Source organism: Streptomyces sp. BK340 (assembly GCF_007827595.1).
Classification (GTDB): Bacteria; Actinomycetota; Actinomycetes; order Streptomycetales; family Streptomycetaceae; genus Streptomyces.
The window spans coordinates 35,487-57,282 of sequence record NZ_VISR01000025.1 but is presented as its reverse complement, the minus strand read 5'-3'; the positions used below and the strand labels follow the sequence as shown (position 1 = coordinate 57,282).

The window sequence follows — 21,796 nt, the reverse complement described above, 5'->3', positions numbered from 1 at the left end:
CAGCCGGCGACGGCGGCCGTACCGGGCGCCCACCAAGGGCAGCCCGGCGAACCGGACCTGATGAGAGAGGACGCCTGCATGCGTCTGCGAGGGATACGAAGGAAGGCCGGCCTGGTGGCCGCCATGGCGCTGGTGGGAGTCGGAGCGGCCGTCGCGCCGGCCTCGGCCACCGGCTGGAACGTCGACAGCTGGTCCGACCACTGCAACTACACCGGCGCGTACGGCTGTCTCTACTACAGCCCGAACGGCGCAGGGGGGATCTTCAAGGGCTACGGCTACTACTCCGACCTGTCCGGCTACAAGTTCAGCGACGGCCACGCCGTCCGCAACAACGCCGCCTCGATCGGGAGCTACACCACCAACTGCGGTGCCACGACGTGGGTGTACGCCAACTCCGGGGGCGACTACAACTGGGTGCACGCCGGCCGAGGGGGCAATCTGACGTCCGCCCTGCGCAACAACGAGAACTCCTTCGACGCCACCGCCAACTGCACCTGACGCGGATCGCGCGAGAACCGTGAACGGCTCGGCCGGACGGCTCAGACCGCTCGGCCGGGCCCGTTCCTCCTGGGTGGACTCCGGCTCGACCTCGTTGGGAGACGGCTTGTGCTTTCCTCTTTCGCACGCGGGACTTCGGCGGCACTGCTGGTGCTGGCGTCCACGGCGGCATGTTCCTCGGGCGGCGGGACCGCTCCGGCCGGTGCACCGGTGGCCACCCCCACGCCGAAGAGCATGGCCGAGCTGCGTCTGCCGCTGGAGACCTATCTCCTCGACCACGAGCACGCAGGGAAGCTGGAGGTGCTGCTGCTCGGGCTGCGCGACGCCTGTCTGCGGGACAAGGGGTTCACTCCCCCGTCGACGAACGTCACCCGACAGCAGGCGGCGGCCGGGTACGTGCGGCTCTGGCGGTACTACGACACCCGGCGGTACGCGATCAGCGACCGGGCCACGGCCCGCCGGTACGGCTATCACCTCCCGCCGTTCACCCGGGGAGCCGCCGCACCCGTCTCCCTCGGGTCGCTGTCGAAGCCGCTGCGTCAGGCGATGACGACCTGTGGTGAGCGAGCGGCCGAGGAGCAGCAGGCCAAGGGGCTTTCGCCGGGGCAGGAGCGGAGCGGCCTCGCAACGGATCTCAAGGCCCGGGACTTCAGGGCCTCGCAGTCGGATCCGCGCGTACTCGCGGTGTTCAGGAAGTGGTCGGCGTGCATGGGACGGAAGGGCCATCCGTACGCGACCCCCCTGGACGCGGCCGCGGACCGCCGGTGGAAACTGTCCGGGCGGCGCACCGCGGCGGCACTGCGCGCCGAGGTCACCCCGCAGGAGTCCAGGACGGCGGCCGCCGAGGCCGACTGCGCGTACGAGACCAATGTGCTCGGTGTCTCCTTCGCGGCGGAGGCGGAGTACGAGAACAGGGACATCGAGAAGAACGCCGAGGCGCTCGACGGGCTGAAGGCGGACAACGAGCGGGCGGCCCGGAACATCGATCGGCGGTGGGCTCTCGGTGAATGAGGGGCCGGTGTCGGTCTGCTCGCCGCTCCCTGCTTCCGGGTCGGCCGCGTCAACGACGCTTCACGTCAATACACCTAGCGCATCTCCCGCACCGCACGCGACCCGAGCACCGCCACACCGGTGACGGCGAGCACGCAGGCCACCACCCCGAAGAGGGCGAGTGTGCCGACGCGGGCCAGCGCGCCGCACACGATGAGCGACAGGGGGGCGGCCGCGTAGCCGAGGACCATGTCGACGGAGACGACCCGGCTCAGCACGTTCTGCGGGATGTTGCGCTGGATCCAGCTCAGCCCGAACACGCCCTGGAATCCGATGGCGAAGCCCATGGCGAGTACGGTCGCCACCACGGCCGGCGTGCTGTGCACCAGCCCGAGCACGGCCATCCCGGCCCCGAGCCAGCCCGCCAGAGCGGCCACCAGCAGGCCGACCCGGGGCCGGCCGCCGAGCGCGCCCCCGGCCAGGGTGCCGAGCATCGCGCCCCCGGCGAGGGAGCCGTTGAGCACGCCCAGTGTGGCCGAGCCGCCGCGCAGCACCTGGTCGGCGAGAGTGGCGAAGCCGACCGTGAAGGGCCCGGCGTAACAGAAGTTGACGGCGGTGTCGAGGACGACGACGGTGCGCAGCCGGGGGTCGCGCAGGGTGTAGGTCACGCCCTCGCGGATGCGGGCGCCCAGGGACTTGGGCGCCTCGGCGGCCTTGCCGTTCTCCGGGCCGGCCGTTCGCGGCCGGGTGCGGATGCTCGCGACGCACCAGCCGCACAGGGCGAAGCAGACGGCGTCGACGAGGAAGGCGACCGGCGCCCGGGTCAGGGCGATGACCACGCCGCCGACCGCCGGGCCGACGACGGCGGCCGTCCGTGATCCGGCGCCCAGCAGCGCGTTGGCCGGAGTGAGGAGCTGTTCGTCGACCACGGAAGGCAGGATGGACACGCGGGCGGGCTGGAAGAAGGCGTCGACGGCGCCGAAGGCGGCGGCCGCCGCACACAGCATCCACACCGTCAGATGGCCGGTAAGCCCGGCCAGTCCGACGCCCGCCATCAGTGCGGCACGGGTCCAGCTGGAGGCGACCATCAGCGTGCGGGTGGACCAGGAGTCGCTGAGGGTGCCGCCGACCAGGGTGAGCAGGGCGCGGGGTACGGCCTGGAAGGCGAGGACGTAGCCGAGGGTGAGGGTGGAGCCGGTCAGGCCGAGGGTGATCCAGGAGAAGGCGACGACGCTGAAGCCGTCGCCCAGCAGGGACAACGACTGTCCCAGCCACAGGAGTTGGAAGGGGCGGTGCCGGGCGGGTGCCCACAGCCGCGGACCGGCGCCTGCGAGGGTGGTGGCCATGGTGGAGCCTTTCGTGGTCGGCGGGGCACGGCATCCGGCGGGACGGGCCGGGTGCCGCGGCGCGGATCGCGGTCAGTAGCGGACGGGCAGGGCGGTGAGGCTGCGGTTGAGCAGGGAGGGCTGCCAGGCGAGCCGGCCGGGATCCGTCAGGGTGAGGTCCGGGTGGTCGCGGACCAGCGTCCCCACGGCGGCCACGGCCACGAGCCGGGCCAGGGCGGCACCGATGCAGAAGTGGGCGCCGAAGCCGAAGCCGAGGTGGGTGGCACCGGTGCGGCGGACGTCGAACCGGTCGGGGTCCGTGAAACGGGCCGGGTCGCGGTTGGCGGCGGCGGTGACCAGGAAGATCCGGTCTCCGGCGCGCAGGGTGTGACCGTCGAGGTCGAGGTCCCGGGCGGCCGTGCGGATGGACATCTTGGACGGCCCGTCCAGTCGCAGCGCCTCCTCGACGGCTCCTTGCACCAGCTCCGGGTCCTCGCGGACGACGGCCAGTCGGCCGGGGTCGGTGTGCAGGGCCAGGACGGTGTTGGCGATGAGGTTGCTGGTGGTCTCCCCGCCGGCGAACGCCATCTGGGTGAGCATCCCGACGAACTCCTCGTCGGTGACCGAGTCCCCCACCCGGCCTTCCTTCAGCACCTGGCTGATCAGGTCGTCGGCCGGTTCGGCGCGGCGCCGGGCGACCAGGCCGGCCAGGTAGTCCTCCAGGCTCACCAGCGCCTGCAGGGAGGCCCGGTACTCGCTCTCCTCCTGGGCGGTACCGAGGACGAGGTCGGCGACGCGGGCGTTCCAGTACCAGAAGGCGGGGGCGTCGGTGCGCGGGATACCGAGCCAGCGGGCGAAGACCAGGGCGGGCAGCGGCTTGGCGACGTCTGCCATCAGGTCACCCGAGCGGCCGGGGACGGCCCGGCGGGCGAGGACGGCCGCCGTGGCCTTCTCGGTGAAGGCGCGGTAGCGGGACACGGCCCGGGCGGCGAACGCCTCCTGGAACACCTGTCGCAGTCTGCGGTGCTGCGGCGGGTCGTTGAAGACCATCCAGTGGGACAGGATCCCGAAGGCCCGTTCGGCGTCCGCGCGGGCGCCCTGCGGGACGGCGTCCATCAGGGGCCGTACCCGGTCGGCCGAGACGGCCGGGTCGCGCAGGCAGCGCATGACCTGGTCGTAGCCCGTGACGAACCAGGCGTGGTGCATCGGGCTCCAGTGGACCGGCGCGTGGTCGCGGAGTCCGTTCAGATAGCCGTAGGGCTCGGCGACCATGTCCGGGGAGAGGAGGTAGCGCTCGGTGAATGCGGGGGCGACGGTGGTCATCGGGCGTCCTCCGCCTCGATCCCGACGAGCAGTCCGGCGATACCGGCCACCCTGGGCTCGGCCATCATCGACATGTGGTCGCCGTCGCTGATGTGCAGGGTGAGGCCGCCCTCGGCCACCTCGCGCCAGCGTGCGACGTAGGTGTCGTAGTCGACGTCGAGGCCGGGCATCGTACGGCCGCGGGGCAGTGCGGCGGCTTCGCTGCCCACCACCAGGTGCACATGGCCGGGGTAGGGCCGGACCTCGTAGGCGGCGAGCGCGGCGAGCAGGGAGTGCCAGACCTCGATCGGCGCGTCCTCGACCAGGGCGGCCTCGGCGGGGCTCATACCGGCGCCGAGCAGTGTGGCGGTGAGTTCGGCCGTGGCCCGGTCGCGCCGCGGTGAGGGAGGCAGTTCACGCAGCCGGTCCCGCAGGCGCAGTGCCTCGCGCAGGTCCTTGGTGACGCCGGTGAGGCGGGCGCGGGCGGCTGCGTTGGGCAGGTACGGCTCGATGAGGACCAGCGGCGCGGCGCGGTGTCCGGCCCGGTGGAGCTGGGTCGCCATCTCCAGGGCGATGTTGGCGCCCATGGACCAGCCCAGCAGGGCGTGCCGGCCCTCGCCGTCCCGGTCGGTCATCTCGGCGACGTAGTTGGCGGCGATACCGGTCACGGTGCTCGGGTCCACGCCGCCGAGCAGGCCGCGCGCCTGGAAGGCGTGCACGGGCCGGCCGGGCGGCAGGGCGCGGGCGAGCGGCACGAACCAGGCGGCGCTGCCGCCGGTGGGGTGCACGCACCACAGGGGTTCTCCCGTGCCCTCGCGCAGCCGGACCTCGGAGGTGACGGCTGCCGGTACACCGTCCGTGCAGGTGCGGGTGGCGTGGGCGGCGAGCTGGGCGATCGTCGGGTGCTCGATCAGGTCGCCGACCGACACGGTCAGTCCGCGTCCGGCGGCCGTCAGGGATACCCGGACCGTGGAGAGCGAGCTGCCGCCGATCCGGAAGAAGTCGTCGTGGACGCCGATGCGGGACAGTCCGAGGACCTCCCGCCACACCTCGGCGAGGATCTTCTCGGCGGGCGTGGCGGGGGCGACGTACTCGGTCTCGCTCCCGGCCTGCTCCGCCGGGGGCAGCGGCAGCGCCCGTTTGTCGATCTTGCCGCTGCGGTTGACGGGCATCTCGTCCAGGAAGACGAACCGGGCGGGCAGCATGTAGGCGGGCAGTGAGGCGCGCAGGGCACGGCGCAGCTCCTCGGGGGTGGGCTGCATCGGAGCGGACACGACGAGGTAGGCGACGAGGGCCGGCTCGCCGGGCAGGTCGGTGCGGTGCAGCACCACGGCCTGGCGGACCTCGGGCAGTGCGCGCAACGCGTGCTCGATCTCGCCGAGTTCGATGCGGAAGCCGCGCAGCTTGACCTGGGAGTCGCGGCGGCCGAGCCATTCCACCGAGCCGTCGGGCCGGTGGGTGCCGAGGTCGCCGGTGCGGCACAGCCGCTCGCCGGGGGCGCCGTAGGGGTCGGGGACGTAGGTGGCGGCGGTGAGGGCCGGGCGGCCCAGGTAGCCGCGGCCGACGGCCTGGCCGCCGAGGTGGATCTCGCCGGGGACGCCGGCCGGGACCGGCTGGAGGTCCTCGTCCAGGACGTGGATGCGGGTGTTGCGGATGGGTCCGCCGATGGGCGGGCGGCCCTGGCCGGGCGTCAGTTCCGCGGCCACGGACCACACGGAGGTCTCGGTGAGCCCGTAGACGTTGTGGAAACGGCGGCCCCTGGCCCATGTGTCGGCGAGTTCGGCCGGGCAGGCCTCGCCGGCGACCTGGAGCACGCGCAGCTCGGGGAAGTCGTCCTCGCCGAGGACCGCGAGGGCACTGGGCGGCAGCATGGCGCCGGTGACGTGGTGCTCGCGCAGGGTACGGGCCAGGTCGGGGCCGGGGCGGAGCGCGTCCTTCGGGGCGGTGACCAGGCGGCCGCCGTTGGCCAGGGACCAGGTGAGTTCCAGGATCGAGGCGTCGAAGCCGAAGGAGGCGAACTGCAGCACCCGGTCCTCGGGGGTGGGCCGCACCAGGTCGCGCTGGCCTTCGAGCATGTTGGACAGGCCGCGGTGCGGGATACCGACGCCCTTGGGGGTGCCGGTGGAGCCGGAGGTGTAGATGACGTAGGCGAGGGTGTCCGCGTCGGGTTCCCCGGTGGCAGGCCCCGCGGCACCGGTTCCTCCGGTGACGGGGGCGCCGGCCGGTTCGGCGGGCGTGTCGGCGTCGAGGAGCAGCACAGGGCCGTCGAAGGGCACCGTCCCGTCCAGCGCCTGCTGTGTCAGCAGCACGCGCATGCCGCTGTCCTCTGCCATGAACGCGAGCCGGTCGGTGGGGTGTTGCGGATCGAGCGGCAGAAAGGCGCCGCCCGAGCGCAGCACGGCGACGGCGGCACGCACCAGGTCGGGTCCGCGCTCGGCACAGATGCCGACCACCGTCTCGGGGCCCACCCCGAGCCGGCGCAGCCGTCGCGCCAGCACCTCGGCCTGTGCCTGCAGTCCGGCGTACGTCAGCCGGTGTCCGCCGTGCTCGACGGCGACCGCGTCCGGGGTGCGGGCGGCGTGGGCGGCGATGTGCTCGTGGAACAGCAGCGGCGAGGAGGGGGTGTCGAGCCCCCGGGCCCAGACGTCGAGGGCGACGGTGCGGGCGGCGCCGGTGAGCGCGGGCCGGGTCACCCGGGCGTGCGGGTCGTCGGTCATCGCCTCCAGCTGGGCGCAGAACACGTCGGCCAGCTGCTCGGCGGTGGCGGGTGCGACGAACTCCGGGTCGGCGTCCAGCGTGAACGCGTTGACGCTCGCGTTCACCAGCAGCGGGAACATGGTCCGGGCGATCTCCAGGGATTCGTCCCAGGACTCGTGCGAAAGCCGGTGGAAGTTGACGTAGTTGAAGACCGTGTCGGTCCAGCTCGGCTCGGTGGGCCGAAGTCGGGCGATCCGCACCAGCGGGACCCTGCGGTGCGGCAGCATCTCCTGCTCGGCGGTGAACACGTCCCGCAGATAGGCGAGCCAGCTGCCGCGCGGGCGGGACACGCCGAACGGCACGGTGTTCAGGAAGAGTCCGCGCATCCGGTCGGCGCCCGGAACCTCGGGCCGCCCGTTGGTGACCAGGCCGATGCAGTGGCCGAGCGCGCTGTCGTCGCGCTCCGCGAACAGGCTCATCGTGTGATGGAAGGCGGTCATCAGGACCGTACGGCGGGGCACTCCGGCTTCCCTGGCCAGCCTGCCGATGTTCTCGGCGAGGTGGGCGTAGGAGCGGCGTACCTCGTGCACCGGCGGCTGCCCGGCGTCCGGGCCGGCCGGGCGTCGGCCCAGGCGGACCGGCCGCAGGTCGGCGAGCCGCCCGCGCCAGTACTCCAGCGACTGCTCGCTGTCGAGCGCGGCCCGCTCCAGGGCGACGTACTCGGCGAAGGCCGGGGCGCTCGGCGGCCGTGGCGCGGTGCGGTGGGCGACGGCCTCCCGGTGCAGGGAGAGCAGGTCGGCGACGAGCGAGGTCAGACTCCAGCCGTCCAGGACGACATGGCAGTCGGTGAGGACGAGCCGCAGGTCGTGGTCGGTCACCTGGTGAAGGTGGATACGGACCAGGGGTGCGGCGGCGAGGTCGAAGCGGCGGCCGAACTCCTCGTCCACGAACCGGCCGAGCCGTGCCCGCTGCTCCTCCCGGGGCAGCCCGCGCAGATCGGTGTAGCCGACCGGGAGGTGGGCGCTGCGGTGCACGAGCTGGAGCGGTTCGCGGTACGAGACGAGGTCGACGGAGGTGCGCAGGATGGGGTGTCCGGCGACCACCGCGTCCACGGCGGCCTGGAAGGCGTCCAGGTCGAAGCCCTCGGGGACGGTGATCTTCAGGTCGGTGACGTTGTGGTAGGCGCCGCGCCGCGGGTCGGCGAGCATCTCGTGCAGCATGCCGGCCTGGAGCATGGTGAGCGGGTAGGCGTCGGCGAGCCCGTCCGGCAGACGGTCGGCGTCGGCGGGGTCGAGCTGGGAGAACGGGGCGACGGGGGCCGGGGTGTCGACGTCGTCGGTGACGAGCGTGGCGAGGTCGGCGAGGGTGCGGGCGCGGAAGACGTCGGCGACGGTGAGGCCGAGGCCGGCCTGCCGGGCCAGGCCGACCAGGCGCAGGGCGAGGATGGAGTCGCCGCCGAGGTCGAAGAAGTTGTCGCTGCGGCCGACGTGCTCGGCTCCGAGCACCTGGGTCCACACACCGGCCAGGGCCTGCTCCACGGGCCCCTCGGCCGGCAGGTGTGTGGTGCCCTGCCCTGCCGTGGTGGGTACGACGGCGGTCAGCGCGGCGCGGTCGACCTTGCCGTTGGCGGTCAGCGGCAGCCGCTCGTGCCGGACGAACAGCGCCGGGACCATGTAGTCCGGCAGGGTCAGCCGCAGCCCCTCCCGCAGGGCGGGCGCGTCGAGCGGCCGGGCCTCGGGGGTGACCACATGGGCGACCAGCCGGGCTCCGTCGCCGTCCCGTCGGGCGACCACGGCGACGTCGGCGACGCCGGGCAGGGTGCGCAGGGCGGTCTCGATCTCGCCGGGCTCGATGCGGTAGCCGCGGATCTTCACCTGGTGGTCGGCGCGGCCGACATAGGCGAGTTGGCCGTCCGGCAGGAGCCGTACCAGGTCGCCGGTGCGGTACATGCGGGCGCCGGGCTCCCCGAAGGGGTCGTCGAGGAAGCGTTCCGCGGTCAGCTCGGGCCGGTTGCGGTACCCGCGCGCGACCCCGCCACCGGAGACGTACAGCTCGCCGACGCTGCCCGCCGGGACCAGCCGGCCCCAGGTGTCGAGGACGTAGCCGTGCTGGCCGGACAGCGGCCGCCCGATCGGCGAGCGGACCGCCCCCGTCACGTCCTCGCCGGTGATGGTGCGGATGGTGACGTGCACGGTGGTCTCGGTGATGCCGTACATGTTCACCAGGGCGGGACGCGGTCCCGGGGTGGTGAACCAGTCGCGGTAGTCACGCACGTCGAAGGCGTCGCCGCCGAAGATCACGGTGCGCAGGGCGAGTTCGGAGAAGTCCGCGCCGGCGTTCCCGAGGTGGGCGCGCAGGCCCTTGAAGGCGGCGGGGGTCTGGTTGAGGACGGTGACTCCCTCGTCCCGCAGCACCCGGTGCACGGCCGCCGGGTCGCGCACCTCGTCCGCGCCGAGCACCACGACACGACCGCCGCTGGTGAGCGGGCCCCACAGCTCCCACACGGAGAAGTCGAACGCCGGGGAGTGCATGAGCGTCCACACGTCGGCGGGCCCGAAGTCGAAGTGCCGGTCGGCGGCGCCGAGCAGCCAGGCGAGGTTGCCGTGGGTGATCTCGACACCCTTGGGCCGGCCGGTGGAGCCGGAGGTGTAGATGACGTAGGCGAGGTCCTGCGGGTCGGGGCGGACGTCCTCGCCGTCGGTCCCGGTGCCGGCCTCGGCGTCCAGTTCTACGAGGTTCACCGGCAGCCCCTCCACGGCGGTGCGGGTGGCCGCGTCGGTGACGACCCACTCGATGCCGGAGTCGGTGACGGTGAACTCTCGCCGGGCTCTGGGGTGGGAGGGGTCGAGCGGCAGGTAGGCGGCTCCGGCCCGCCAGACGGCGAGCAGGGCGACGGCCAGGTCGGGCGTGCGGTCGAGGCAGACGCCGACGAGGGAGCCGCGGGTGACGCCCGAGGCGCGGAGCCGGGAGGCCAACGCCGATGCCCGGGCGTCGAGTCCGGCGTACGTGAAGGAGCGGCCGGAGCCGGTCGCGGCCACCGCGTGCGGGGTGCGGGCGATGTGCTCGGCGAGGCGGTCCGGCGCGGTGCGCGGGGCCGGGAGGAGGTCGCTGCCGGAGTTGGCGGGGCCCTCGGGTCCGAGCAGGTGGGCGCGTTCGGCGGGGCTGAGCGGGTCGATGGCGCCGAGCGGGGTGTCGGGTGCTGCGCAGAAGGCCTCCAGCAGGGCCACCGTGTGCCGGGCGAGGGCGGCGACGGAGGCCTCCTCGAACAGGTCGGGCCGGTAGACGAACACCAGGTCGGTACGGCCGTCCCCGTCGCGCAGGTCCAGAGTGAGGTCGAACTTGGCGGTGGTGAGGGAGATCCGGTGGGGCGTGCCGCTCGCACCGCCCAGGGCGAACCCGCCCTGCGTGACGTCGGTGTGCGTGTAGAGGACCTGGACGAGCGGGTTGCGGGCGAGGTCGCGTTCCGGGCTGAGGGCGTCGACGACCTGCTCGAACGGCAGCGACTGGTGGGAGAACGCCTCCAGGACGCGGTCACGGGTCCGCGCCAGCAGGGCCGTCGGGGTCGGGTCGTCGGAGAGGTCGCCGCGCAGCACCAGGGTGTTCACGAAGAAGCCGACCAGCTGCTCCGTCTCGGCCTGCTCCCGGTTGGCGACCACCGTGCCGACGGCGACGTCGCTCTGCCCGCTGTGGAAGGCCAGCGCGGCCTGGAAGGCGGCCAGCACCGTCATGTACGGAGTCGTACCCGCACGGCCGCCCAGCGCGGTGAGCCCGTCGGTCAGTGCGGACGGCAGGGTGACGGTGTGGGCGGCACCGCGCCCGCCGGGCGTGTCGGGGCGGGGGTGGTCCGTGGGCAGGTCCAGCGGGGTCAGGCCGGCGAGCCGGGAGCACCAGTGGTCGAGGTCGGCGGACCGGTCGCTCTCCCGCTGCCACAGCGCGTAGTCGGCGTAGTCGAGGGGCAGTTCGGGCAGGCGCGCGGCACGGCCCTCGGTCCTGGCCCGGTACAGCTCGGCCAGGTCGCGGACGATCAGGTCGAGGGACCAGCCGTCGGAGACGATGTGGTGCATGCCGAGGACCAGCACGTGGTCGTCGTCGGCTGCCCGTACGAGGGTGGCGCGGAAGGCCGGTTCGCGGGCGAGGTCGAAGGGGCGTACGGCGGCCGCGTGCGCGGCGGCCGCGAGGCGCCGCTCTCGGTCGGCACCGGCCGGGCCGGTCACGTCCGCCACGTCCAGCACCGTGCCGTCGGCGGGCAGGACACGCTGGTACGGGACGCCCTCCTGCTCGGGGAAGACCACCCGCAGCTGCTCGTGCCGGTCGACCAGGTCGGCCACGGCGGCCCGCAGTGCCGGCACGTCCAGCGGGCCGGTGAACCGCCAGGCGGCGGGCAGCAGATAGGTCGGCGCGCCGGGGTCGAGCCGGTCCAGGAAGTACAGGCGCTGCTGGGCGGCGGACAGCGGGATCCGGTCCGGGCGCGGCCGGATCCGCCGCGGGCCGTCGGCCCGGGCCGCGGCCCCGCGCAGCCGCTGCTCCAGCAGGCGGCGTGCCGCCGGTGACAGGCCGCTGCCGGGGGCGAGGGGGCCGGGACGCACGTCCGAGGTGGTCATGAGGGCACTCCGTTCTCACTCTTGGAAAGAAGCTGGCGAAGGGGGGCCGGGCCCCGGCGCTCAGAAGTCGGCCGTCAGGGAGAGATCGATCTCGTCGTCGCTCATCTGCGAGATCAGCTCCAGCAGACGGCGCTCCACCTCCGCGGCGAGCCGCTCGACCGTGGGGTGCTCGAAGAGGTCCCGGACCTGGAGCGGGCAGTCGAAGGCGGTCCGCAGGCGGGAGGTGACGGCCACCGCGCGCAGGGAGTGCCCGCCCAGGGCGAAGAAGTCGTCGTGGACGCCGACCCGGGGCAGGTCGAGCACCTCGCACCAGATCTGTGCGACGACCGTCTCCGCGGGGGTGCGCGGCGCCACGAAGGCGTGCGGTGCGGGTGCCACGGGCTCGGGCAGGGCGGCGGTGTCCAGCTTGCCCTGCACGGTCAGCGGCAGTTGGTCGAGCAGCACGAAGGCCGACGGGACGAGGTAGTGGGGCAGGTGGGCCCGGCTGTGGGTCTCCAGGGACTCCGCGGAGAGGCCGGTACCGGCGGCGTAGCCGACGAGGGCCGGTTCGCCGTGCAGGGTACGGACCACGATGGCCGCGGCCCGGACACCTGGATGGCGGCGCAGCACCGCCTCGGCCTCTCCCGGCTCGACGCGGAACCCGCGGATCTTGACCTGGTCGTCGTTGCGGCCGAGGAACTCCAGGTCCCCGGAGGGCAGCCGGCGCACCACGTCGCCGGTCCGGTAGAGCCGGCCGCCGGGCGCGCCGAACGGATCGGGCACGAAGCGCTCGGCGGTGGGGGCGGCCCGGTCGAGGTAGCCCCGCGCCAACTCGGCTCCGCCGATGAGGAGTTCACCGGGCACGCCGTCGGGGACGAGGTCACCGAGGGCGTCCGTCACGTAGCTGCGCCGGCTGCCCAGGGCGCGTCCGATGGGCACCCGGCCGTGCGGGACCCGGTCGACACGGTGTGCGGTCGCGGAGATCACCGCCTCGGTGGGGCCGTAGGTGTTGACGACGGGCACCCGGGGCAGGTGCGCGAACCAGCGCTGCAGGGGGTCGGCGGGCAGCGCCTCTCCCCCGGTGACCAGCAGCCGCAGCGAGGCGAGTCGAGGAGCCAGGGTGTCCAGGCGGGCCACCAGCTCCGCCCAGTAGGACGGGGTGAGTTCCATGACGGTCACCCGCTCGGCGGCGACGTGGGCGGCGAGTTCCTCCGGGGACCAGATCTCGTCCGGACGCACGACGACCGTCGCCCCGGTGCTCAGCGCGGGCAGGATCTGCTCCAGCGAGGCGTCGAACGAGGTCGAGGCGAAGGTGAGCACCCGGTCGGCGGAGGTCAGCCCGAACTCCTCGCGGGCGGCGGCCACATGGGCGTTCAGGGCGTGGTGCTCGACACCGACGGCCTTGGGGCGGCCGGTGGAGCCCGAGGTGAAGATGACGTAGGCGAGGTCGCCCGGGTCGGGGACGTGCCGGGGGCCGTCGGGCGCCGGTCGCACCCGGTCGACGTCGACGGTCACGGCCCCGAGCCCGCTGAGCGTCTCCCGGGTCACCGCGTCCACGACCGCGTGCCGCACTCCCGCCTCCTGGAGCATGAACCGCACTCGCTCCCCCGGGAGTCGGGAGTCGAGCGGAACGTACACCCCGCCCGCCCGCCACACGGCGAGCATCGCGGCCACCGACCACACGCCCCGGCCCACGCACACGCCCACGGCGGCACCCGGCGCGACCCCGGCGGCGACCAGATCGGCGGCCAGGCCACCGGTCAGTGCGTCGAGTCGTCCGTAGTCGAGTGTCCGGCCCTCGCACCCGACCGCCGGGGCGTCCGGCCGGCCCGCCACCCGGAACGCCGGCGCCGGCCGCGCGTCCCGGCCCGCCCCGGCCACCAGCCGCCGCCGCTCCCGCGCGGTGAGCAGCGGTGCCTCGTCCACCCGGATTCCGGGGTCCGCGAGGACGGCCCGGAGCAGCATGCCGACGTGGTGGGCGAACCGGGCGGCCGTCTGAGCGTCGAAGAGGTCGGCGGCGTACTCGACGTTGAGCGCGAACCGGCCGGGCCGGACCAGGAAGGTGGCCGTGAGGTCGAACTTCGCCGAGGTCCAGGGCAGTTCGAAGGCGGCGGCGTCCAGCCCGGGCAGTCCCGAGCCGCCCGTGCTCGCGTCCTGCACGTCGACCATGACCTGGAACAGCGGGTTGCGGGACAGGTCGCGCTCCGGGCGCAGTCGCTCCACGACCCGCTCGAACGGCACCTCCTGGTGGTCGAAGGCACCCAGGACGACATCCCGCACCCGGTCCACGAGCGCGGCGAAGGCGGGCCGCCCGGAGAGGTCGGTGCGCAGCACCACCGTGTTGACGAAGAAGCCGACCAGCGGCTCCAGTTCGAGCCGACCGCGTCCTGCGACGGGAGTGCCGACCGACACGTCCGACTGTCCGGACCAGCGGGCGAGGACGGCCTGGGCGGCGGCCAGCAGCACCATGAACCTGGTCGCGCCGCGCTCGCGGGCGAATGCGTCCACCCGGTCGGCCAGGTCGGCGGGCAGGTCGACCTCGACAGCGCCGCCGCGGCCGGTGAACACCGACGGCCGGGGCCGGTCGGTGGGCAGCTCCAGGGCGGGCGCTGCCTCCAGGGCGCGCTCCCAGTAGGCGAGTTGGGGCTCCAGCGCTCCGCTGTCGGCGCGGTCGCGCTGCCAGACGGCGAAGTCGCCGTACTGCACCGGCAGCGGCGGCAGCGGGGCACGCTGTCCCGTCCGCCGGGCCCGGTAGTGCAGGGCGAGTTCGTCGAGGAGGACGCCCTTGGACAGGCCGTCGGTGACCGCGTGGTGCAGGGCCAGGACGACGACGTGGTCGTCCGCGGCGAGCTCCCACACTCCGGCCCGCAGCAGCGGCGGCCGGGCGAGGTCGAACCGGCGGGTGGCGAGGGCCGCGGCCCGCTCTCGTACGGCCGCCAGCCTGGCCTGCTCGTCCGTGGCCGGCGGTGCCTGTTCCCAGTGGAGCGGGACCCGTACGGGATCGCAGACCTCCTGCACGGGACGGCCGTCGGACTCGATCAGCGCCGTGCGCAGCACCTCGTGCCGCTCTACGAGATCGTCCAGGGCCTGCTGCCAGGCGGCACGGTCGAGGCCGCCGCGGACCCGCCAGCAGTACCAGAGGAGGTAGGAGTCGCCCCGGTCCGAGGTGCGGTCCAGGAACCAGAGGCGCTCCTGCGCGAAGGACAGCGGCAGCGGGCGGGCTCGGTCGACGGGGACCACCTCGGTGCCGGCGGCCGCACGGGCAGCGCTGACGCGCGGGGCGAAGCCCCGGACGGTGGGGTGCTCGAAGACCGTGCGCAGCTCGATCTCGCGGCCCAGGCGCTGGGCGATCCGCGAGACTGCCATGGTGGCCAGCAGGGAGTGTCCGCCCAGGTCGAAGAAGCTGTCGTCGATGCCGATCCGGTCCAGGCCCAGCACGTCCGCCCACACATCGGCGACGATCCGCTCGGTCTCGTCGCGGGGCGGCGCGTAGGCGGCGTCGGCGGACCGGGCGTGGGCAGGGTCCGGCAGGGCGGAGCGGTCGAGCTTGCCGGAGACACCGACCGGCAGGGCCTCCAGGACGACGAACTCCGAGGGTACGGCGTAGTGCGGCAGGTAGCGGGCGCACCAGGCGCGCAGCTCCGCCCGGTCCACGGCGGCCCGGGCGTCCCCGGCCGGTACGACGTAGCCGACGAGGCTGCGGCCCGTGGCCCGGTCGGGGCGGGCGGCGGCCGCGGCGACCAGCGGGCAGGCGCGCAACACCGCCTCGATCTCGCCGAGTTCGATCCTGTAGCCACGGATCTTGACCTGGTCGTCGCTGCGGCCGAGGAACTCCAGGTCCCCGGTGACCTGCCAGCGCACGAGGTCGCCGGTGCGGTACATGCGGCTGCCGGGCGGCCCGTAGGGGTCGGGCACGAAGCGCTCGGCGGTGAGGGCGGGGCGGCGCAGGTAGCCGCGGGCCACTTCCGTGCCGCCGATGAGGAGTTCGCCGGACACGCCGACCGGGACCGGCTCGCCGTCGGTGTCGACGACGTACACCCGGCGGTCGCCGAGCGGGCGGCCGATGGGCACGCTGCCGGCGGGCGGGTCGGCGGCCTCGTAGGTGGTGGCGGTGACGGTGGTCTCGGTGGGCCCGTAGGCGTTGCACACGCGCACCCACGGGACGGCGGCCCGCCAGACGGCGAGGGTGTCGGCGGGGACGGCCTCCCCGCCGAGGACCAGCAGGCGCAGGGAGGCGAGCGCCGCGGCCAGACGCCGGTCGAGGGAGAGGGTCAGCTCCGCCCAGTACGTCGGGGGCACGTTGACGACGGTCAGGGCGTGCCGCTGGACGACCTCGGGGACCTGGGTGGGCAGCCAGGGTTCGTCGGGGCGCACGACGACGGTGGCGCCGGAGGTCAGCGCGGGCAGCAGCTGGTCCAGTGAGGCGTCGAAGGAGAAGGAGGCGAAGGCCAGCACCCGGTCGGCGGCGGTGATGCCGAGCCGCTCGCGGACGGCGGTCACATGGGAGGCGAGGGCGGCGTGTTCGACACCGACCGCCTTGGGGCGTCCGGTGGAGCCGGAGGTGAAGATGACGTGGGCCAGTTCGCGGGGGTCGGGGCGGTGCCGGGGCCCGTCCGCGGCCGGGGTCACGACCGTGACGTCGACGGTGGCCGGAGCCAGGGACGCGGCAGCCTCGACGGTCGCGGAATCGGCGACCACGCACGCCAGCTGCGCCTCCTCGGCCATGAACCGCAGCCGCTCCGACGGCAGTTCGGGGTCCAGGGGGACGTACGTCCCGCCCGCCCGCCAGACCCCCTCGATCGCGGCAACGGACCACGGACCACGGCGCAGCAGCACGCCCACCGGGCTGCCGGGGCCGACCCCGGCAGCCCTGAGCGCGGCGGCGAGCCCACCCGTCATGCCGTCCAGGTCGGCGTAGGTGACGCGGTCGTCGCCGCAGATCAAGGCCGTCGCCTCGGACGGCCCGCGGAAGGCGACCGGGGGCGGCGGGCCGGCCGGCCGGTCAGGAGCGTGCCGCCACTCGGGGCGGGGGCGGGCCGGCCCCGCCGTGGGCAGGGTGCGCGCCAACTCCGGTACAGGGGTGTCCGGTTCGGCCAGGACGGCCCGCAGCAGGGCCACATAGGCGTCGGCGAACGCCCGCATGGTGGCCGCGTCGAAGAGGGCGGTGGCGTACTGCAGGACGGCGGCGATGCTGCCGTCCGTGCGCAGGGTGAGGTCGAGGAACACGTCCAGCGGGGTCTCGGTCAGCGGCGGCTCGACCAGCTCCACGGCCAGGCCGGGCATACGGACCGGGCGGATCGGGCTGTTGAGCAGGGTGAACGAGGCCTGGGCCAACGGGTGCCGGGACAGGTCCCGCCCGCCGCCCAGCGCTGCGACCACGTGGTCGAACGGTGCCTCGGCGTGCGAGAGGTCCGCCAGCACCCGCCCGCGCACGCGGTCCAGCAGCGCGGCGAAGCCCGGCCGGCCGGCCAGGTCTGTGCGCAGCACGACCGTGTTGACGAGCGGGCCGATGAGGCCGGAGGCACCGCGCTGGGCACGGTCGGCGAGCGTGCTGCACACGGCGACATCGGTGCGGCCCGACCAGTGCCCGAGGAGCGCCTGGTAGACGGTGAGCAGCAGCATGTAGCGGGTGGCGCGCCGGGAGCGGGCCAGGGCGTCGACGTCGGCGACCAGGTCGGCGGGCAGGTCGAAGCGGACGACGCCGCCGGACCCGTCCCAGACCTGGGGGCGCGGCCGGTCGGTGGGCAGGTCGAGCGGGGTCAGACCGGCGAGGCGGTCGCGCCAGTGGCCGAGCAGCCGCTCCATCCGGGCCCCGGAGAGCCGCAGGGCCTGGGAGCGGGCGACGTCGGCGTACCGTACGGCGGGCGGAGCGACGGGCTCGCCTCGGTATCCGGCGGCGAGTTCGTCCAGCAGGACGCCCCAGGACCAGCCGTCCACGGCGATGTGGTGGACCTCGACCAGCAACAGGTGCTCGCCGGGCGCGACCCGGGCGAGCGTGACCCGGACCGGGTGCTGCGTGGACAGGTTCACGGGGCGGCCCAGGTACCGGGCGAAGAGGTCGTCGGGGCCGTTGGCCTCGGTCCGTTCCAGGACGATCCCGCCGGAGGCGTCCACGACCGGCACCGGCTCCCCGCCGACGGAGGTGAACCGGGTGCGCAGTACCTCGTGCCGCTCCACGATCCCGGACAGGGCCCGTTCCAGGCGCGGCACGTCGAGGCTCCCGCGCAGCCTGAGGACGAGCGGAAGCATCGACCCGGTCGAATGTCCGGCCAGCTGGTCCAGGAACCAGAGCCGACGCTGCGCGAAGGATGCCGTGAGGGTGTCGCCGTCGGTCTGTGCCCCCGCGGGGGCCGGGCCTGCTGTCACTGTGCGCCTCCAAGCCGTGTTTTCCAGCAGACTGCCGTCGCCGCACGAGGGCCCATAGGGAAGAAGACGCAGCACCGGACGCAGACCGGGTTGCCCGGCTGTCCTTCCGGCCGGGTCGCCGGAATCTCCCGGTCGCACCCGCTCCGTGCCCCGCGCACCGGCCGGGGACGGGTTCGTTTCGGCCGATTCGCTCGGCGCGACCTCCGGGCACCGCGACCGCGAGGGTGGCGCGGAGCGGAGCGAGCGGGGGTGAGGGCCTGGTGGATCAGACCGCGGCTGTGCATCTCCTCGTCGGCGCCGGCCGGGAGCAGGGAGAGCAGCAGCCGGCCGACGAAGGCCGTGGCGCTGCCGTCGAGCCCTTGGGTGACGTAGGAGCAGGCGATCACGCGCATCGGCGCGGCCGGCCACCGGCGGCCCACGTGGCCCAGCCCGGCCACCCCCGGCAGACGCAGCCGGCCCCATCGCGACCGCGCAGAGCCTTCGGAGTCTCCACCGGGTTCGGCACCCACGTGCCCGACCTGGTCGTCTCGGAGGGACGAACTTCGGCCCCGACGCCGGGGCCACGGCGACCCGTTCGGGCACGGTGGCCGCCGCGATGACGGCCGTCGGGGCGGGGGGCCCGCGATCGCGGTCAGCACGGGTGGGCTCGGACCGCCCGAGTCCACCCGGATCCTCAACGCCGTGCGCCCGACCGTCGACTTCCGGTCAGGCTCGTCGACCGGTTGCGTGGCCGGGCACACGGCTGCCCCCTCCTGCCGGAGGGAATGGGCCTCAATATGGGCGCCTGGACTCCCGTTTGATGGATCGGCGCCCGTGTCGGGGCCGCTGCGGCTGACCGCGGCAGCGCATACCGCACACCGCGCACCGCACACCGGGCGTCATCTCACGTGCGCTGTGCCGCTGCCTTTCGGCGGCGCAGCATCACGGTGACAGGCAGGACGGCACCAGCCAGGAGGAGCCCGGCCGCTCCTCCGTAAGTGGCCATGGCGCTGCCGGTGACGGCGTGCGCCCTGGCCGACCGGCTTTGGCCTGGGTGACGGGGGAAGGTGATGGAGGCGCGGTAGGTGTCCTCGTACAGGCCGCTCTTGAGGTGGAGTGTCGCCGTCCAGGGGCCGTTGGCCACCTGGTCGGTCACCAGGACGGTCACGGTCTCTGACTGGCCGGGTGCGAGAGTGGTGCCGAGCTGTACCGGGTAAGGGCCCGCGCTGATGCTCCCTCGCACTTTGGTCAGGCTCAGGGTCCCGCTCAGGTCCAGGGCGCGGCCTCCGGTGTTGTGGACCTGAGCTCTGACGATGGCGCGGCCTGCCCGGTCGCGTTCGGCGGTCATCGTGCCGACCCTGAATCTGGTCGGTGGTGGGTTGTGACCGCCGACGGAGAGATACAGCCGGATGCCGGCGCGGTTGACCAGGTTGACACCAGGGCCGTTTCCCCCGGACATCTGTGCCCAGACGACGCCGTATCTCTCGCCGGGGGCCGCGTCCCTGGGTACGTGGATCGTCACGGACGTGCGGGCCGTGGAGTGGGGCCGCACGATGAGCCGCCGTCTGTCCAGGGACGTCCAGGAGGTCAGTTCATTTCTGCGTCTTCCGAGCGCTCCGACGAACGACCCGTGCATGATACGCGCGGAGCTGGGATACATCACCACGCGCGCCGGTTCGTCGGAGGTGTTCGCCACCTCCACGCGTCGGCGGATGGTGGTGCCGGGTCGCAGGTTGTCGATGATGTACTGCCGTGCGCGTGTGTCGTTGACCAGGGCCGCGGGGACGTCGAGGAGCCGCACGGAGAAGCTGCCGTAGCCGCCTGAGCCCCCCGCCCCCGCGGCACGGGGTGCCGCGATCGCGGACGGAGGGCCGCAGATGGTCCCGGCCAGCGCCAGCAGACACAGCGCTCCAGCCGGAATGTACTTGTGCACCAGAAGAATCCTCGGGTCTGTTACGTCACGCCACGGAATGCGTGATGGTCGAGGTGTACGTGCCCGCAAGCGAGTTCGCGGGGACCCTGATCGAGATCGTCGGGTTCCAGGTGGCCGAGTTCGAGCCGGAGACCTGGGTGGCGACCTGCACGGGGCCCGGCGGGTACATGGGGCTCAGGTCGCTCGGGGTCACCGTGGCCGTACCGATCACGCTCGCCTGAGGGGCGTGGTACGTGCTGGAGTTCGGCGCGGAGACCGAGATGGTCGTGTTGTTGGGCCCCGTGAAGTCCACGGCCTGTGCCGTGACGGTCCAGCCGGCAGTGCCGCCACGCTGGTCCGTCACAGTGACGTTACCCAGCTGGTTGGAGACCGTCTGCGGGCTGGAACTCACAATGGTCGAACCCAGGTCGACCGATCCCGACGGCACGGTGATACCCAGGCCGCCACCGGTCACTTCCAGCGTCACCGGGGTGTCTTCGGCGGAGGCCGATGTGGGGCAGGCCAAAACTGCCAGGGTTGACAGCATCACCGACAGAGGAATGCCACGACGCATTCTCCTCGTTCCTCTCTGAGTAGAGACGCAACAGCGCCTCGCTTCATGATCACTGGCATGGTGAGGGTCGGCGCCGCCACCTGGGGCTGTTCTCCGATCCGACACGGCGACAGCTAGCCGACCGGCTCAATAGGCACACCAGTGCCCCACTGCCCCGACCAGGCCGAGTACTTCCTTCCGGCAAGCTGCGAACGCCCCGGACGGAGTACGCCTCCCGACAGGCGCCATGTCCGGCAGCAGGGTGGAGAGCCCATCGGGGCAGAAGTCCGACCTGGACGGGAGCAGATACCCGGTTGTGAGAGAGGCACCGACATCACCACGCAGGATCCGCACCCGTACTGAAGTCCGGCTGCGCCGACAACGGGGACGGCACCTGGAAGGTGACCGTGAGCGTGACGGACTCCCCCGCGCGACGGGCCTGGTCAGCGGACCGGGGCGCCGACTCCGCGGTTCCAGGAGCGGCGGATGCAGAAGAACGCCGCCGCGGTGTAGGCGAGGGCGAGTCCGAGGGGCCAGTGGACCGGCGACCCCTGCGTGATCACGGTGCAGCCGCCGCCTGTCACGGGGCGTTCGTGAGCGCGCCGAGCAGCAGAGGGAGAACCCGGGCGCCGCGTCGGGCGGTGTGGACCTTGCTGGTCAACTCGCCCAGGCCGGTGAGGACTTCGTGTGGAGTGTTCCCGGCGACGGCGATAACTCGGTGGCGCGGCCGGGCCATCGCAGACGACCATGCGACGCATGAGTGACGAACCCGCGCGGTGGACCCAGGCGACCGTCTACCCCGACATGTGGGCCGACCCGGACGACGACCCCCGCGAAGGCCCCGTTCCGGACGGCGAGTCGGCGACGCTGCTGGACTACCTGAAGAACTACCGCCTGACCCTGCGGATGAAGTGCGAGGGCCTGGACGCGGAGCAACTGGCCCGTCGGTCGGTTCCGCCGTCCACGATGTCGCTGCTCGGCCTGGTGCGGCACCTCGCCGAGGTGGAGCGGGACTGGCGCAACTGGATCACCGACGGCGACCCGCTGCCGAAGCTGTACGGCGTGCGTGACGGGGACTTCGACGGAGCCGTCGCCGAGCAGGCCGTGGTCGACGCCGCTTACGCCGATCTGGAGCGCGAGCAGGCGGCGACCGACGCCGCGCTGGCCCGGCACCCGGACCTGGGCGAGCGGGTGGGGAAGGACAGGATCCCGGTTCGGGAGCTGCTGGTGCACAGGATCGAGGAGTACGCCCGGCACTGCGGGCACGCCGACCTGTTGCGCGAGTGCGTCGACGGAAGGGTGGGCCAGTGACGAGGGCCGCCTCGGAGGTGACCTGACGGCAGGCCGGTCCCGACCCGGCGTGTCAGCGTGCCGTCAGCGGTCCCTGTCACTGTTGTTCTCGTGAACGGCACGGGAGACCGGGCCGGGAGCGAGGAGAGGTGCCCGGAGTGGCTTATCGGGGACCGGCGAGTACGTCTCGAGGTCGGGCCTCACGGCCCGCGCAGGTTCGAATCCTGCCCTCTCCGCTCGGCCCGAAGCACGTCGTGGATGCCGGGGGGCGTCGGCGTCCGGGGTGCGCGCCATGTGGGTCACT

The 21,796-nt window shown here is 73.5% G+C and carries 10 protein-coding genes and 1 pseudogene; 4 read left to right on the top strand and 7 right to left on the bottom strand.

Annotated elements, in window-relative coordinates:
* Window positions 1-78 precede the first annotated feature (78 nt).
* Window positions 79-498 (top strand): hypothetical protein, encoded by a 420-nt coding sequence (locus FB157_RS33995; protein WP_145884524.1) that lies wholly within the window; start codon window positions 79-81, stop codon window positions 496-498.
* A gap of 234 nt (window positions 499-732) precedes the next feature.
* Window positions 733-1,509: a hypothetical protein gene (locus tag FB157_RS33990; RefSeq protein WP_145884523.1), complete on the top strand. Its 777-nt coding sequence runs from the start codon at window positions 733-735 to the stop codon at window positions 1,507-1,509.
* Between the two features lie 74 nt (window positions 1,510-1,583).
* Here the strand turns inward: FB157_RS33990 and FB157_RS33985 are convergent, their stop codons facing one another.
* From FB157_RS33985 to FB157_RS48070, 7 genes are all read right to left on the bottom strand, one after another.
* Window positions 1,584-2,834, bottom strand: a complete 1,251-nt coding sequence (locus FB157_RS33985; RefSeq protein ID WP_145884522.1) for an MFS transporter — start codon at window positions 2,832-2,834, stop codon at window positions 1,584-1,586.
* Between the two features lie 72 nt (window positions 2,835-2,906).
* A complete protein-coding gene (locus FB157_RS33980) occupies window positions 2,907-4,136 on the bottom strand; it encodes a cytochrome P450 (protein ID WP_145884521.1) in 1,230 nt (409 codons plus the stop codon).
* Complete coding sequence (locus FB157_RS33975) at window positions 4,133-11,413, bottom strand: non-ribosomal peptide synthetase (protein WP_145884520.1); 7,281 nt, start codon at window positions 11,411-11,413, stop codon at window positions 4,133-4,135. The genes FB157_RS33980 and FB157_RS33975 overlap by 4 nt, the downstream gene beginning before the upstream one ends.
* A gap of 60 nt (window positions 11,414-11,473) precedes the next feature.
* Window positions 11,474-17,758: a non-ribosomal peptide synthetase gene (locus FB157_RS33970; RefSeq protein WP_145884519.1), complete on the bottom strand. Its 6,285-nt coding sequence runs from the start codon at window positions 17,756-17,758 to the stop codon at window positions 11,474-11,476.
* 883 nt (window positions 17,759-18,641) lie between these two features.
* Window positions 18,642-19,670: a peptidase gene (locus tag FB157_RS33965; RefSeq protein ID WP_145884518.1), complete on the bottom strand. Its 1,029-nt coding sequence runs from the start codon at window positions 19,668-19,670 to the stop codon at window positions 18,642-18,644.
* A 25-nt stretch (window positions 19,671-19,695) separates the two neighbouring features.
* Window positions 19,696-20,136 carry a WxL domain-containing protein gene (locus tag FB157_RS33960; protein WP_186581816.1) on the bottom strand — a complete coding sequence of 147 codons (441 nt, stop codon included), beginning with the start codon at window positions 20,134-20,136 and terminating at the stop codon, window positions 19,696-19,698.
* A 509-nt stretch (window positions 20,137-20,645) separates the two neighbouring features.
* The gene (locus FB157_RS48070; protein WP_222440993.1) at window positions 20,646-20,786 is read right to left on the bottom strand and encodes a hypothetical protein; all 141 of its coding nucleotides are present in this window, start codon (window positions 20,784-20,786) and stop codon (window positions 20,646-20,648) included.
* Window positions 20,787-20,949: 163 nt separating this feature from the next.
* Between FB157_RS48070 and FB157_RS33955 the strand changes: the two genes are divergently transcribed.
* Both FB157_RS33955 and FB157_RS47650 read left to right on the top strand, forming a co-directional pair.
* Entirely contained in the window at window positions 20,950-21,513 is a 564-nt protein-coding gene (locus FB157_RS33955; protein WP_145884516.1) for a DinB family protein, read from the top strand.
* Between the two features lie 122 nt (window positions 21,514-21,635).
* Window positions 21,636-21,728 (top strand): annotated as a pseudogene (locus FB157_RS47650).
* The last annotated feature ends 68 nt before the right edge of the window (window positions 21,729-21,796 follow it).